We start from the raw sequence: 13141 nt of genomic DNA, 5'->3' as shown, positions 1-13141 counted from the left end.
CCATCTGCTCGAGCTTGATGACCTCAAGATGTACTTCCACACCCAGGACGGCGTCGTCAAGGCCGTCGATGGCGTCTCGTACACCCTCGACCGCGGCGAGACCCTCGGTGTGGTGGGGGAGTCCGGAAGCGGCAAGTCGGTCACGGCCATGACCATCATGGGCCTCATCGACATGCCGCCGGGAAGGGTCGAGGGCGGCGACATCCGCTATCGTGGCCACTCGTTGCTCGAGATGACCGACAAGCAGATGCAGGACATCCGTGGCAACGACATTGCCATGGTCTTCCAGGACCCCATGACCTCGCTGAACCCCGTCTATACCATCGGGCGTCAGCTTGGCGAGGGTCTGCGCCTGCATCGTGGGTACTCCAAGAAGGAGGCCTTGGCCCGCGCCGTCGAGCTGCTCGACATGGTCGGCATCCCCAACCCGGAGCAACGCGTGAAGGATTACCCTCACCAGTTCTCTGGCGGAATGCGTCAGCGCGTCATGATCGCCATGGCCCTTGCCTGTGACCCGGACATCCTCATCGCCGACGAGCCGACCACGGCCCTGGACGTCACCATCCAGGCCCAGATCATCGAGCTCATGCAGGAGATGCAGGAGAAGAACGGCAACGCCATCGTCATGATCACGCACGACCTCGGCGTGGTGGCCGACGTCGCCGACAAGATCATGGTCATGTATGCGGGCCGCCCCGTGGAGTTCGGCTCGGCCGATGACATCTTCTACAACCCGATGCATCCCTATACCTGGGGCCTGGTCCGCTCGATCCCCAAGCCTCTCGCGAACGAGAAGGTCCCCCTGACACCCATCAAGGGCAACCCGCCTTCGCTCGTGAACGTTCCCGCCGGTTGCTCCTTCAGCCCGAGGTGCCCGTATGCCACGGACAAGTGCCGCTCGGAGCGTCCTGAGACCTATACCACCGAGACAGGGCCACTATTCCAGGTGCCACTACTCGATGGATGCCGACTTCGTGGCCAAGAACGCACCGGCCAACTCCCGTACCAAGACGAAGGCACAGAGCTCGTCCGAGGCACCTGCTTCCTCGGCGACTGACGACGCGACCAAGAATGGGGGTGAGCGCTGATGGCAGACGAGAAGAAGCCGCTGCTCTCCGTGCAGCACCTCTCCAAGGCGTTCCCTGTGGACTCCGGCGTGTTCGCGAGCCGCATCTCCAAGAAGGTCTCGGCCGTCGATGACATCTCGTTCGACATCTTCCCCGGCGAGACCTTCGGCCTCGTGGGCGAGTCCGGCTGTGGCAAGTCGACCACCGGCCGCTGCATCATGCGCCTCACCAATCCCTCGGGAGGCAAGGTCTTCTTCAACGGCGAGAACGTCGCCGACATGAAGAAGAAGGAACTCAAGCACATGCGGCACGACATGCAGTACATCTTCCAGGACCCGTACGCGAGCCTCAACCCGCGCATGACCATCGGTGAGATCGTCTCGGAGCCCCTGGTCATCCACGGCGAGGGAGGTTCCAACGAGGAGCGCATGGACACCGTCCGCGCCCTTCTCGACGAGGTGGGCCTGAACCCCGAGCACATCAACCGCTATCCCCACGAGTTCAGTGGTGGCCAGCGTCAGCGCGTCGGTATCGCGCGCGCCTTCGCCCTGAAGCCCAAGCTCATCATCTGCGACGAGCCTGTCTCGGCACTCGACGTCTCCATCCAGGCGCAGGTCCTGAACCTGCTCTCCGGGCTCCAGGAGCAGTACGGCACGGCCTATCTCTTCATCGCCCACGACCTCTCCGTGGTCCAGCACATCTCGGACCGCGTGGCCGTCATGTACCTCGGAAACCTCATGGAGGTCTCCGACTGGAAGACGCTGTATGCGGCGCCTCAGCATCCCTATACGCAGTCGCTCCTCTCGGCCGTGCCCGTGCCTGACCCTGACCTGCAGCGTTCGCGCAAGCGGATCATCCTCCATGGCGACCCGCCCTCACCCATAGAGCCACCGACCGGCTGCCGCTTCCACACGAGGTGCCCAATCGCCAAGGAGATCTGCTCCAAGGAGCGCCCCGAGCTCAAGGAGGTCGAGCCAGGCCATTACTGCGCCTGCCACTTCTCGGCCCCGTTCCCGATCAAGCAGAGCTCAATAGAGCTGTAGGTGCGTCTTTCGTCAACCCCGTGTTCCCTCGCTCACGTCCTCGCGCCAAAGTACGGCGCTGCGGGATGTTCGCAAAGGAACACGGGGTTGACGCATGCCAAGGCGCCTCTGGCGGCGGAAGGGCATGTGCCCATGCCCATGCCTGCGCCCCTCCCATGGTCTTGTGGTATAGTTTCTCCCAGAGAGTTTACCTAAGTAAACTTTATCTGCCCGGAGCGACCACAGGGGATGAGCGATCATCAAGTCCAACGAGGTCTCGACCACCCTTGACGAGGGTGTCATCGGTACGAGTTATGAGGTGTCCTACCTCGACCTTCCAACAGCGACAGAGCACAGGCTCGAGGCTCTCGGCATGACGCCGGGGACCACCGTGGAGGTCCTCAACAACAAGAGCAGGGGAACCATCATCATCCGTCTCCGAGAGACGCGCTTCGCCCTCGGGCGCGGGGTCTCGTCGGGCATCCACGTGGAGCGCACCTGCTCGGTGGGAGGCGCCCATGAGTAAGGTCCTCTCCGACGGCGGCGCCCCCGAGCTCCGACCGCACCACGACTCCATGGGGGGGCATGACCTCAATCCTCCCGTCGCCGAGCCGGTCCCTGCCCGTGACCTCACGGTCGCCTTCGTGGGCAACCCCAACTGCGGCAAGACCACCCTCTTCAATGCCTTCACCGGTGCCAACCTCAAGGTGGCCAACTGGCCGGGCGTGACGGTCGAGCGCAAGGAGGGACACACCACCTTCCAGGGTCACGAGATCACGCTGGTAGACCTTCCCGGCACCTACTCGCTCACGAGCTACACCATGGAGGAGCAGGTCGCACGGGACTACGTCCTCTCCGATGACGTGGACGTCATCATCGACGTGGTCGACGCCTCGGCGCTCGAGCACAACCTCTACCTCACCATCCAGCTCCTCGAGCTGGGCAAGCCTGTCGTCATCGCGCTCAACATGATGGACGTGGTGCGCAAGCGCGGCATGGAGATCGACACCCACCGCCTCCCCGAGATGCTCGGCATGCCCGTGGTGCCGATCTGTGCCCGCAAGCGGGAGGGCCTGGGCCCGCTCATGCACGCGGCGGTGCACCACAAGGGCATGACGCAGCCGGACCCCATCATCCACACGCACTCCGTGCCCCACGACCTCTCCTCCAAGCACGAGCACTACGCGATGGTCTACTCCGATGAGCTCGAGCACCGCATCGATGATGTGGAGGACGCCTTCGCCTCGGCCTATCCGGACGTCGTGAACCCCCGCTACCATGCCATCAAGCTCCTCGAGGCCGACGAGGCCATGACGAAGCGTTACCCGGTCGACCTCCCGCAGGTGATCGACCGGAGCTACGAGAACGAGTTCATCCGCGAGAGGTATGACTTCATCTCGGAGGTGGTGGACGAGGTCGTCTTCAACCGAGACGTACGTGCTGCCTCGACCGACGCCGTCGACCGCGTGCTCACCAACCGCTTCGCATCCATCCCGATCTTCCTGCTCATCATGGCTCTCGTCTTCGCGCTGACGTTCGTGGTGGGCGATGCCGTGAAGGGGCTCCTCGAGGACGGCCTCGTGTGGTTCGAGGGTCTGGTGGGGACGGGCCTCGCCGCTGCCGGAGCGAGCGATGCCATCCAGAGCCTCGTCGTGGACGGCGTCATCAACGGCGTCGGCACGGTCCTCACCTTCCTTCCGAACATCTTCATCCTCTTCCTGGCGCTGGCCTTCCTTGAGGACTCGGGTTACATGAGTCGCGTGGCCTACGTCATGGACGGCATCATGGGGCGCCTCGGCCTCTCCGGTCGTGCGTTCATCCCGATGATCGTGGGCTTCGGCTGCTCGGTTCCTGCCATCATGGCGTCGCGTGCGCTCGAGAACCCCCGCGACCGCAAGCGCGTCATGCTCGTGACGCCGTTCATGAGCTGCTCCGCCCGCCTCCCCATCTACATCCTCTTCGCGGGCATGTTCTTCTCGGGAATATGGGCGAGCGTCGCGGCCTACTCCATGTACGTGGTGGGTATCGTCGTGGCCTTGCTGGTGCTTCTGGTGCTCCATGCCCATGACCACGAGACCGAGGCCGATGACATGCTCCTCATCGAGCTCCCCGAGTACAAGATGCCTGACGCCCATACGGTCTGGATCTACGTCTGGGAGAAGGTCAAGGACTACCTGTCGCGCGCCGGCACCGTGATCTTCGTGGCCTCGGTCGTGATGTGGGCGCTGCTCAACTTCGGGCCGCAGGGGGCCGTGGGCGACGACGTCGCCCTGAGCTTCGGTGCCTTCCTGGGCCATTGGGTCTCGCCGCTGCTGGCACCGCTCGGCTTGGGGGACTGGCGCATCGCGCTGGCGCTCATCGCCGGCATCTCCGCCAAGGAGGTCGTGGTCTCGAGCATGTTCGTCCTCTTCGGGGCCACGGGGGGCGCGGGCTCGGCCGCGCTTGCCACCCAGCTCGCAGGCATCGGCTTCGGTGCGGCCAACGCGCTGTCGCTCATGGTCTTCTGCCTGCTCTACGTCCCCTGCATCGCCACCATCGCCACCATCCGCCGCGAGAGCGGCTCCGGGCGCTGGACGGCCTTCTCGGTGGTGTTCCAGATCGTGGTGGCCTGGGTCGTGGCCTTCGTGGTGTACCTCGTGGCGGGGACGATCCTGGGATAGCAGCCTCGTACGCTGGGGCTATGCCTGCTGGTGGCGGGCTGCCCGTGGCCCTTTCCGCGGGGCTGCCAAGAAAAATCCCCTCGCCACTTGGCAGGCGCACACGTTGTGGTACGATTCTCCTTGCTTCAAACGCATGTCGGAGTGGCGGAATTGGCAGACGCGCTAGCTTGAGGTGCTAGTGACTGACTAAAAGGTCGTGCGGGTTCAAGTCCCGCCTCCGACACCATGCAAGCGCAACGGCCCTTCGGGGCCGTTTTCGTATCTAGGGGCCGTGTGTCATCTCCTGCCGCCGGCCCTCGCGGAGGGGGCGTCGTGGCAGCTGCTGGCTCCAAGCGCGTCGGTCGCATCGGCGAGCGCACCGTCTCTGGGGCGCTCGCGGCGCTTCTCGACCTCACCTGCGACTGCATCCTGTTCCTCGACGGCGACGGGCTGATCCTGCTCGCCAACGGCGAGGCCGCCCGTCTCGTGGGGAGCCCCTGCAAGGACATCGAGGGTTCGGTGGTGTCAGACCTCCTCGAGTCCGGTACCGGCCAGGACGACGCCTCCGGCTGGCCCTTCTCGCGCGACGGGCTCGCGAGCCGCTGCCGCCTCAAGCGGCCGGGCGGCCGAGGCTGCCCCGTCATGGTCCGGTGCGACCGCGTGTCGGGCCCTGGCGAGACCTACCTCCTGGTCATGGACGAGCTCGATCCCGAGAATCGCGTCGAGCGCGAGAACACCCGCCTGGTCGACGAGCTCTCGCAGGCGAACCACCGCCTCGCCGGCACCCTGCGGATCGTCCTCGGCACGCTCGACTCGCGCGACGTCGGCCACCTCTTCGGGCGCGTCCTCGAGGAGCTCCGCGACACCATGGAGGCGGAGGGGGCCATCATCTACCTCGCCGAGCAGGACGGGTTCCGCCTCCGCGGCATCACCGACTCGCTGGCGGACAAGCGTGTGCCCCAGTTCATGGCCTATGGCGAGACGGTCGAGACCCTCGCCACCCGCGTGGGCCATACGCTCAGGCTCCGCCTGGCGCCCCCCACCACCAAGGAGCTCCGGGGCGGGCACGTCACGCGTCGCGAGGTCATCGACGACGAGACGCACGAGGTCCACCGCATCTCGGCCAACCTCCTCCCACCCTTCAGGGGCTTCCTCTGCGTGCCGGTGTGGTTCGGCGGGCATGTGATCGCCATCATCGAGGTGGGCTGGTCCGACGGGCGCGCCATGCACAAGGAGGACGGGCGTCTCCTCGATGCCGTCGCGCAGTATCTCTCCGTCGAGCTCATGGCGGCCTTCTCGCAACTCCGGTCCCGCCGTGCCGCGCGGCTCGACACCCTGGCCGGGGAGCTCCGAGAGACGTTCGTGGGCAGTGCCGGCCTGGACGAAGGGGCCATCACGGACGCCTTCGACCGGCTCTGCGAGGAGCTCTCGGCCGTGCTCGCGGTGGTCCGCGTCAACGAGGCGCAACGGACGGCCATGGTCGACCTCCCTGGCAGGGACAGCGTCGAGCTCCCGTTCGACCTCGATGCCCTGGAGGAGGGCTTCTCTGAGGACGGGGTGGCGGTCCTTGCCATATCGGCGGGCTCCGACCTGTCATGCTGGCTCGCGCGCCAGGATGCCCCGTGCCTGGGCGCCCTCCTCGACATGGGGCGCATCTCGGGCACGCGCCGGTGCGTGCTGCTGCTCAGGGAGTCGGGCTCGGAGCCGTTCGAGGACGTGGACCTCGACTTCCTCCACCGCGTCGCCGATGACATCCGCCAGGCCGTGGCCGGTGCCGAGGCCCGCACCCAGGACACGCGCATCTCGCAGGCGCTGCAGTCCGGCATGCGCAACGAGCTCCAGAAGGTCGACGGCGTCATGGCGCGCGCCCTCTACTCGTCGGCGACGGCGGCCGCGTTTGTGGGTGGTGACTTCTACGACCTCATCCGCCTTCCCGACCGGAGGGCCTGCGTCATCCTCGGCGACGTGTCGGGCAAGGGTGTGGAGGCGGCGAGCGTCTCTGCGGCCGTGAAGACGGCGCTGGGCGCCTATGCCTGGGAGGGCCTGCCGCCGGCCCACATGGTGCGCTCCCTCAACGACTTCCTGCTCGGCTTCTCCCGACTCGAGACGTTCGCGACGCTCTTCGTGGGCCTCGTGGACCTCGAGGCCGCGACGCTCACGTACTGCTCGGCAGGGCATCCCCCCGCCATGTTGCTCCGCGCCTCGACCCACGAGCTGCAGACGCTCGACGTCCAGTCGGGCGTGGTGGGCGCCTTCCGCGAGATGACCTATCGCGACGGCGTCATCTCGCTGGAGCGCGGCGACCTGCTCCTGCTCTATACCGACGGCGTCACCGAGGCCAGGGGGCCCAAGGGTGACTTCTTCGGTGAGGACGGCCTCTCTGAGGCGCTCATGCGCGAGACGCAGAGAGGGACGGATGGGCTTCTCGACCGCCTACTCCAGACGCTCGACACCTTCACCGACCGTCACCTGGACGATGACGTGGCGATGATGTCGCTCCGCTTCGACGAGCTTGGTCCTGTGAGCGACTGAGAGCCGCTCTCCCGGCCTCGGGGGCCTGGTTCTGCCGTGGGCTCGCCCATCGGCGCCACGCGGCTCACAAGGCCGTGACGCCACGAGGGCGGACATCGGCGGGCGTGAGGTCCGTGCCTCTCATGGGCATCTGGCCCGACCGCGGCGTTAGCCCTTCGCATCTTTGGGAAAAACTAGGGCATGCAACCTATGTCTGACATACTGCTGGTCCCCGTGGAGGGCGACCTCGACGTCACGACGGTCCCGCGCCTCAAGGAGCGGCTCGAGGCGGCCGTGGAGGTCGGCTGCCGCCGCGTCATCCTCAACATGGCTGACGTATCCTACATCGACTCCATGGGGGTGGCGCTGGTCTTCACGCTCGCCCGCGACATGCGTGCCCAGGGAGGGCTCCTGAGCCTGAGCGGCGTGGGTGACGACGTCTATCACACCCTCGTGGTCACCTGCCTCGTGGACTTCGTTCCCGTCCTGCGCAGGGGGCATGTGCGTTCCGTGCCGGTGCTCGACCCGTCCGTGAGGCCGCTCTGGCGCCGGGTCATTCCCGTGAATCCCATGCAGCTCGGCCGGGCGCGCGACCGACTCTCCGAGCTCCTCTCGCGGCTGCCCCTCGGCAAGGATGCCGTCTTCGACATGACGCTTGCCGGCGGCGAGGCGCTCGGCAACGCCATCGACCACACCTGTGCCGAAGGCGTCCTTCTGGTGGTCCTGGCTTATCCCGACCGCGTGGTCGTGGAGGTCTCGGATTGCGGCGAGGGCTTCGAGCTCGCGCAGGACGAGGAGCCCGAGCAGAGCCTCGAGCGCGGGCGTGGGATCAAGCTCATGAGGATGCTCGCGGACTCCGTCACGATAGGCACCAAGTCGACGGGGGAGGGCACCGTGGTCCGTCTCGTCAAGCTGCTCGACCCCATGGCACCCTCTGTGTGAGTGGGAGGGGATAGGCTCCAAAACGAGCAGGGCGGCCATCCGAGGATGACCGCCCTGCGTCCTGAGCATGGAGGCGACGCCCAGATTCGAACTGGGGGTGGGGGCTTTGCAGGCCCATGCCTTACCACTTGGCCACGTCGCCATAGCTTAAGGGGCCGAGCACGCTCGACCCCTTTAAAGAACACGTGGAGCGGGCTACGGGATTCGAACCCGCGACCTCCACCTTGGCAAGGTGGCGCGCTACCAACTGCGCCAAGCCCGCGTGCGAGGAGTTACTATACGCGACCCGCTCGCCTCATGCAAGTGTCGATTTTCGCTAGTATGGACATGTCAGGCGTGTATCAGTCGGCACACCCCCGTGTTGCCGAGGTCAGGAGTGTCGTAGGTGCTTCCCGTCCTTGTCATCGTGTTCGCCCTCGTGCTGGCCCTGGTGGGCATCGCGGCACTCGTCCGTAGGCTGGGACTGCGCTTCGGCCGCAGGCGGACCCTCGACCGCCTCGTGGGAAACGAGCACATGCCTGAGGACGTGCGGCAGACGGCTCGCGAGATGGGCCGCTCCCGCATGACGGCCGCCCATGGCGGCATGCGCACCAAGGCTCGTCCGAGCCTCTCGGCCGAGCAGCGTCGTGCCGTCCTCCATATCAGGGCCGAGGAGCGCGAGGACTACCTCGAGCACTTGCATCCGGGCTTCTACCAGTTCCTCATCATCTTCGTGGTCTGCTCGGTGGTGGGGCTGTTCGTGGAGATGTTCTTCATGTACGTGACCTACGGCCGCACCGACCTGCGCGTGGGACTGGTGTGGGGGCCCTTCTCGCCGCTCTACGGGTTCGGCGGGCTCACCCTCACGTTCATACTCTGGTACTTCAGGAAGTCCAAGCCCATCCAGGTGTTCCTCATCTCGGCCTGCGTAGGAGGGGCCCTGGAACAGGTGGCCGGCATGGGGATGAGCTACTTCGCCCATGCCGAGTCTTGGACGTATGCGTACCTGCCCGACTCCATCACGGAGTGGGTGGCCTGGCGCTACCTGCTCATGTGGGGCGTCATCGGCCTCGTCTGGTACAAGCTCGTCATGCCGGAGCTGCTCTTCATCATCGGCAAGCCCACGCGCCGCGGGCAGATGGTCGTGGTGATCCTCATCACGGTGTTCCTCTCGGTGGACGTCATCGCCACGCTGGTGTGCTTCGCGCGGAAGGGCGCACGCGACGCCGGGATCCCCCCGGCCAACGCCTTCGACGTCTATGTGGACGACCACTTCTCGGACCAGTTCATCGAGGACCGCTTCCAGAACCTCGTGATAGGCGAGAGGCTGTAGGGGCTAATTTTGATCGGCCTCGCGGTCTGCCTGGCATTTGTGCGAGCAATTGCGAGCAGACCACGAAAAGGCGGCCACGACCCTTGCGCCAAGGCCCCGTGTTCGCGTACAATCAACTCCGCTGCGCGAGCGGCACCACATATTCGGGCGTTTAGCTCAGGGGGAGAGCGCTTCCCTGACACGGAAGAGGTCGCAAGTTCAAATCTTGCAACGCCCACCACATGAAACAGCAGGTCAGATGCCTAACAGCTCTGACCTGCTTTTTTTCTGCACCAAGGCCTGCACCACGGCTTGCACCAAATGAGCCGAAAACGGCCAATCGGCGAACGGTAATCGGCTGTAACTTATGCACGAGGCTGTCTCTGCCCGCAGATTATGCCGTCCTTGGCATTCGGGACGGTAGGAACCATGCAGGACATTGCATGCCATCTGCGTCACGGCTGCGGTCATGGTCGTTTCGTGACTCGCGTCCCTATGAGACCCTAAGAGACGTCCCCTCCCATGTCTTCCCGTTCGCACCCTCCGCATCGTCCTAATCTGCCTCTCGCATCGAACCGACAGCGACATGAGGTGGGACCGGACATGACAGCGAACCATATGGGGCAACACCATGACAGAGGGACGTTCTATGGGCGTAGGCCTGACCTCATTGACGTACGGGAGGCGGCGGACATCCTCAACGTCTCCTCCAGGACGGTAACGAGGCTCTGTGCCCTCAACAAGATCAGGAGCGTGAAGGTCGGCTATCAGTGGCGTGTCAACCGTGCCGCCCTCATGCGTTATGCCGGCCTCGAGGAGGTCCGCGACGATGGGGAGTTATGAGGAGGTCGCTCCAGGGCGCGGTGCCCTGCGAGGCATGGATAAGTGCCCTTGCCATGCGTTAACGTCAAGGGACCCATGGCTGGCAAACGAGGCTGAGACACCCTATCCACTGGCCCATGGGATTAGCTGCGCCTACGTGCCGGCCGTCCACCCCTCCGATTGGAGATGATCGGTCATGGCTGAAACGCGCGCGGACGGATGCACGACGCTCGGTTCCTGGGGCGTGAACATCAAGGAGTACTACACCATCGAGGAGGTGTCGCGCCTGCTCCACGTCCACGTCACGCGAATAAGGGAGCTCGCAGACCAGGCCGACGACCCGATGCCGTTCCGCTGCTTCGAGGGTCAGAGGAGGAACGGATTCATCTACCGCGAGGACCTGGTGGCATGGCTCGACAGGCACACGGTGCTCTGGAGGGACCAGAGGGCCATGAGGCCGGGGGCCGGGGATGGCTGCTAGCGAGAGGCCCGACGAGTACGTGACCATCTACCGCTTCATGACGCACGAGCTTGGCCTCTGGGGAGTGGATCTCCTCGTCTACGCAAGGGTGCTGAGCTTCTGCACCGACCCCGACGGCAGCTACTACGAGAGCAGGGGGAGATGTGCCGACTTCCTCGGAATCAGCAGTCGGCAGGTTGCAAGGTCGTTCGCAAGGCTATGTACGTCCGGACTCATCGACGACATTGGGATGAGGCGACATCAGACAGGCTGCAGCACCAGGGAGTATCGCGTGAACAGGGAAGTGATCTCGGCGATTCTCCATGGAGGCCAGTGGGGGTGACAGGATGTCATGACACCGTGTCACCCCCCTGACACCGTGTCACCCCCTATGGCCGAAAGGGGTGACACCGTGTCACCCCCACCCCTGACGCCATGTCACCCAAGATTAGAGAGGAGAATAGAGTGGATGGAGAAGAGAGGGGCAAGGGGCGCCTGATCTCGCCGTCGGAGGCAATGGCGGCGGGGCTCGTCGACCAGGAGCCTGACAAGGTTCCCTGCCCGCATTGCGGCAAACCGCTCGACCAGCTCGGGGCGGTCTTCGCCGGCAAGGTCTACTGGGTGTCGCACGCGAGGTGCGGGTGCCAGGGCGAGCGCCGCGAGGACCAGGAGGTCGCCGACGCGGCGGAGACGGCCGAGCAGGGCGAGAAGGCGCGCCTCCTCGCAAGGGCCGGCGTCCCGGCGAAGTTCGCCGACGCCACGCTCACGGACGGCTACTGCAGGGCGTACGTCGACTCGTTCGTGAAGGACGAGACTTCGACGGGGCTCTACGTGCACGGCCCGGTGGGCACCGGCAAGACGTACAACGCCGCCGGTATCGTCAAGGCCCTCATTGCGAAGAAGTGCGACGCGATCTTCTCGTCCGCGCTGGACATCTTCACGAACATACAGGAGACCTACGACAGCGGGTCCTCGAGCAAGCGCGAGATGGAGCGTTACCTGTCCTGCGGGATTCTGGTCCTCGACGACCTGGGCAAGGAGTCGAACACGCGGTGGGCCCTCACGATGCTCTTCACGCTCGTGAACGCCCGCTATGAGCGGATGCTGCCGACCGTGATCACGTCGCAGTACACGATGGAGGGACTCAGGCAGCGGCTCTCCCAGAAGGGCGAGCGCGAGACGGCGGAGGCCATCGTATCGAGGCTCTCGGAGACGTGCATGGACGTGACCCTTCTGGGCGGGGACAGGAGGAGGGTGGAGACCAGTCTTCCGATGAGGCCTCCGAAGGTCGACAAGGAGGACTCCGGGCAAGTGCTGTCAGGACTCGAGGGCTTCTGAGGCTTCAGCGAGAGGTCGCAGCACGTATACTGTCCGCCATGGGATGGTTGCGAACCGCGAGGAGCGCTCATGGCGAGCTCGGAGGGGTACCTGCGCTACGTCCTGGGGCAGCTGGACGGCGTGCCTGACGTCTCCTTCCGCAGGATGATGGGGGAGTACGTGCTCTATGCCTCCGGAAAGGTGTTCGGCGGCATCTATGACGACCGACTCCTGGCCAAGCCTACGCCTGTGGCCAGAAGGCTGATGGGCGACGCGGCCGAGCAGTTGCCCTATGAGGGCGCCAGACCCATGCTTGCGGTCGACCCCGACGATCCCGAGCTCCTCTCCGCGCTCATTGAGGCCATGCTACCCGAGCTCCCACGACCTCGGAGGCGGTAGGATGCGCAGGACCGACCGGCTGAAGACGCAGCCGAGAGAGACGGCCGACCCTCTTTCTTGTCTTGCGAGGGTGAGGGCCATCCTCCCCGACGCCATCACCATCAGCCGCATCGCCGTGGCACCGGCACTCCTCCTGCTCGCCCCGTTTGGCACCCCCTGGTTCGCGGCCTTCCTCTGGTGCGGCGCGAGCGACGTGCTCGACGGGGCGCTTGCCCGCCGCTGGCGCCACGGATCCCGCATGGGCGCTCGTCTCGACAGCCTGTCGGACGCGGTGTTCACGTTGGTGCTGCTCATCGTCCTCGTGCCTCTGTTGGAGTGGCATGTCTGGATGGTCGTCTGGGTCATCGCGATCGCGGTCGTCAGGCTTTTCAGCATCGTCACCTGCCGCCTGCGCTTCGGGACGGCCTCCCTCCTCCATACCTATGCGAACAAGGCGTGCGGCGTGGTCCTGTTCGTGTCCATCGCGCTCATCCCCTGGCTTGGGCAGGACGTCCCGGTCGTGGTCTCCTGCATGGCAGCCACGCTGTCGGCACTCGAGGAGCTGGTCCTCATGGCGACCATGAGGATGCTCGACCTCGACAGGGCGTCGATTCTCGTTAGGAAGCAGGACGATTGTCGCTGATGGGCATCGTTGGCGACCGGGGCCATTGCCAGGTGTCGCCGTTGCCCTT

12 protein-coding genes, 4 tRNA genes and 1 pseudogene are annotated in these 13141 nt (G+C 65.3%); 15 read left to right on the top strand and 2 right to left on the bottom strand.

Annotated features, from left to right (window positions below; all coding sequences use genetic code 11):
* The first annotated feature begins 28 nt into the window (after positions 1-28).
* From LKE50_08675 to LKE50_08645, 7 genes and pseudogenes are all read left to right on the top strand, one after another.
* Positions 29-922: pseudogene (locus tag LKE50_08675) on the top strand (ABC transporter ATP-binding protein).
* A 162-nt stretch (positions 923-1084) separates the two neighbouring features.
* Positions 1085-2110 carry a dipeptide ABC transporter ATP-binding protein gene (locus LKE50_08670; GenBank protein ID MCH3968661.1) on the top strand — a complete coding sequence of 342 codons (1026 nt, stop codon included), beginning with the start codon at positions 1085-1087 and terminating at the stop codon, positions 2108-2110.
* 298 nt (positions 2111-2408) lie between these two features.
* Positions 2409-2615 (top strand): ferrous iron transport protein A, encoded by a 207-nt coding sequence (locus LKE50_08665; GenBank protein MCH3968660.1) that lies wholly within the window; start codon positions 2409-2411, stop codon positions 2613-2615.
* Complete coding sequence (feoB, locus tag LKE50_08660; protein ID MCH3968659.1) at positions 2608-4749, top strand: ferrous iron transport protein B; 2142 nt, start codon at positions 2608-2610, stop codon at positions 4747-4749. The genes LKE50_08665 and feoB overlap by 8 nt, the downstream gene beginning before the upstream one ends.
* 135 nt (positions 4750-4884) lie before the next feature.
* Positions 4885-4975 (top strand) — tRNA-Leu (locus LKE50_08655).
* A gap of 86 nt (positions 4976-5061) precedes the next feature.
* The gene (locus LKE50_08650; protein ID MCH3968658.1) at positions 5062-7260 is read left to right on the top strand and encodes a SpoIIE family protein phosphatase; all 2199 of its coding nucleotides are present in this window, start codon (positions 5062-5064) and stop codon (positions 7258-7260) included.
* Between the two features lie 189 nt (positions 7261-7449).
* Positions 7450-8181, top strand: coding sequence for an anti-sigma factor antagonist (locus LKE50_08645; GenBank protein MCH3968657.1), 732 nt, complete (start codon positions 7450-7452; stop codon positions 8179-8181).
* A gap of 68 nt (positions 8182-8249) precedes the next feature.
* Here LKE50_08645 and LKE50_08640 read toward each other — a convergent pair.
* Both LKE50_08640 and LKE50_08635 read right to left on the bottom strand, forming a co-directional pair.
* A tRNA-Cys gene (locus LKE50_08640) sits at positions 8250-8323 on the bottom strand.
* A 44-nt stretch (positions 8324-8367) separates the two neighbouring features.
* Positions 8368-8443: transfer RNA gene (locus LKE50_08635), tRNA-Gly, on the bottom strand.
* Positions 8444-8566: 123 nt separating this feature from the next.
* Here LKE50_08635 and LKE50_08630 point away from each other — a divergent pair.
* The 8 genes from LKE50_08630 to LKE50_08595 all read left to right on the top strand — a co-directional run bounded on the left by LKE50_08630 (position 8567) and on the right by LKE50_08595 (position 13092).
* Positions 8567-9493 carry a putative ABC transporter permease gene (locus tag LKE50_08630; GenBank protein ID MCH3968656.1) on the top strand — a complete coding sequence of 309 codons (927 nt, stop codon included), beginning with the start codon at positions 8567-8569 and terminating at the stop codon, positions 9491-9493.
* 145 nt (positions 9494-9638) lie between these two features.
* Positions 9639-9713: transfer RNA gene (locus tag LKE50_08625), tRNA-Val, on the top strand.
* Between the two features lie 362 nt (positions 9714-10075).
* Entirely contained in the window at positions 10076-10315 is a 240-nt protein-coding gene (locus tag LKE50_08620) for a helix-turn-helix domain-containing protein (protein ID MCH3968655.1), read from the top strand.
* Between the two features lie 175 nt (positions 10316-10490).
* Entirely contained in the window at positions 10491-10775 is a 285-nt protein-coding gene (locus tag LKE50_08615) for a helix-turn-helix domain-containing protein (protein MCH3968654.1), read from the top strand.
* Positions 10765-11097 carry a hypothetical protein gene (locus LKE50_08610; protein ID MCH3968653.1) on the top strand — a complete coding sequence of 111 codons (333 nt, stop codon included), beginning with the start codon at positions 10765-10767 and terminating at the stop codon, positions 11095-11097. Before LKE50_08615 ends, LKE50_08610 begins: the two co-directional genes overlap by 11 nt.
* Positions 11098-11219: 122 nt before the next feature.
* Complete coding sequence (locus LKE50_08605) at positions 11220-12092, top strand: ATP-binding protein (GenBank protein ID MCH3968652.1); 873 nt, start codon at positions 11220-11222, stop codon at positions 12090-12092.
* A 69-nt stretch (positions 12093-12161) separates the two neighbouring features.
* Complete coding sequence (locus tag LKE50_08600; protein ID MCH3968651.1) at positions 12162-12470, top strand: TfoX/Sxy family protein; 309 nt, start codon at positions 12162-12164, stop codon at positions 12468-12470.
* A gap of 1 nt (position 12471) precedes the next feature.
* Positions 12472-13092, top strand: coding sequence for a CDP-alcohol phosphatidyltransferase family protein (locus LKE50_08595; protein ID MCH3968650.1), 621 nt, complete (start codon positions 12472-12474; stop codon positions 13090-13092).
* Positions 13093-13141 lie beyond the last annotated feature (49 nt).

This window comes from Atopobiaceae bacterium (assembly GCA_022483015.1).
Taxonomy (GTDB): domain Bacteria; phylum Actinomycetota; class Coriobacteriia; order Coriobacteriales; family Atopobiaceae; genus JALCUE01.
Note: the sequence above shows the minus strand (reverse complement) of the source record. Positions and strands in the feature narration are given on the sequence as shown.

Bases quoted from the DNA above. Each gene is read 5' to 3' on its own strand.
- feoB (MCH3968659.1), top strand. From the start codon at position 2,608: ATGAGTAAGGTCCTCTCCGACGGCGGCGCCCCCGAGCTCCGACCGCAC.
- LKE50_08645 (MCH3968657.1), top strand. From the start codon at position 7,450: ATGTCTGACATACTGCTGGTCCCCGTGGAGGGCGACCTCGACGTCACG.
- LKE50_08620 (MCH3968655.1), top strand. From the start codon at position 10,076: ATGACAGCGAACCATATGGGGCAACACCATGACAGAGGGACGTTCTAT.
- LKE50_08615 (MCH3968654.1), top strand. From the start codon at position 10,491: ATGGCTGAAACGCGCGCGGACGGATGCACGACGCTCGGTTCCTGGGGC.
- LKE50_08610 (MCH3968653.1), top strand. From the start codon at position 10,765: ATGGCTGCTAGCGAGAGGCCCGACGAGTACGTGACCATCTACCGCTTC.
- LKE50_08600 (MCH3968651.1), top strand. From the start codon at position 12,162: ATGGCGAGCTCGGAGGGGTACCTGCGCTACGTCCTGGGGCAGCTGGAC.
- LKE50_08595 (MCH3968650.1), top strand. From the start codon at position 12,472: ATGCGCAGGACCGACCGGCTGAAGACGCAGCCGAGAGAGACGGCCGAC.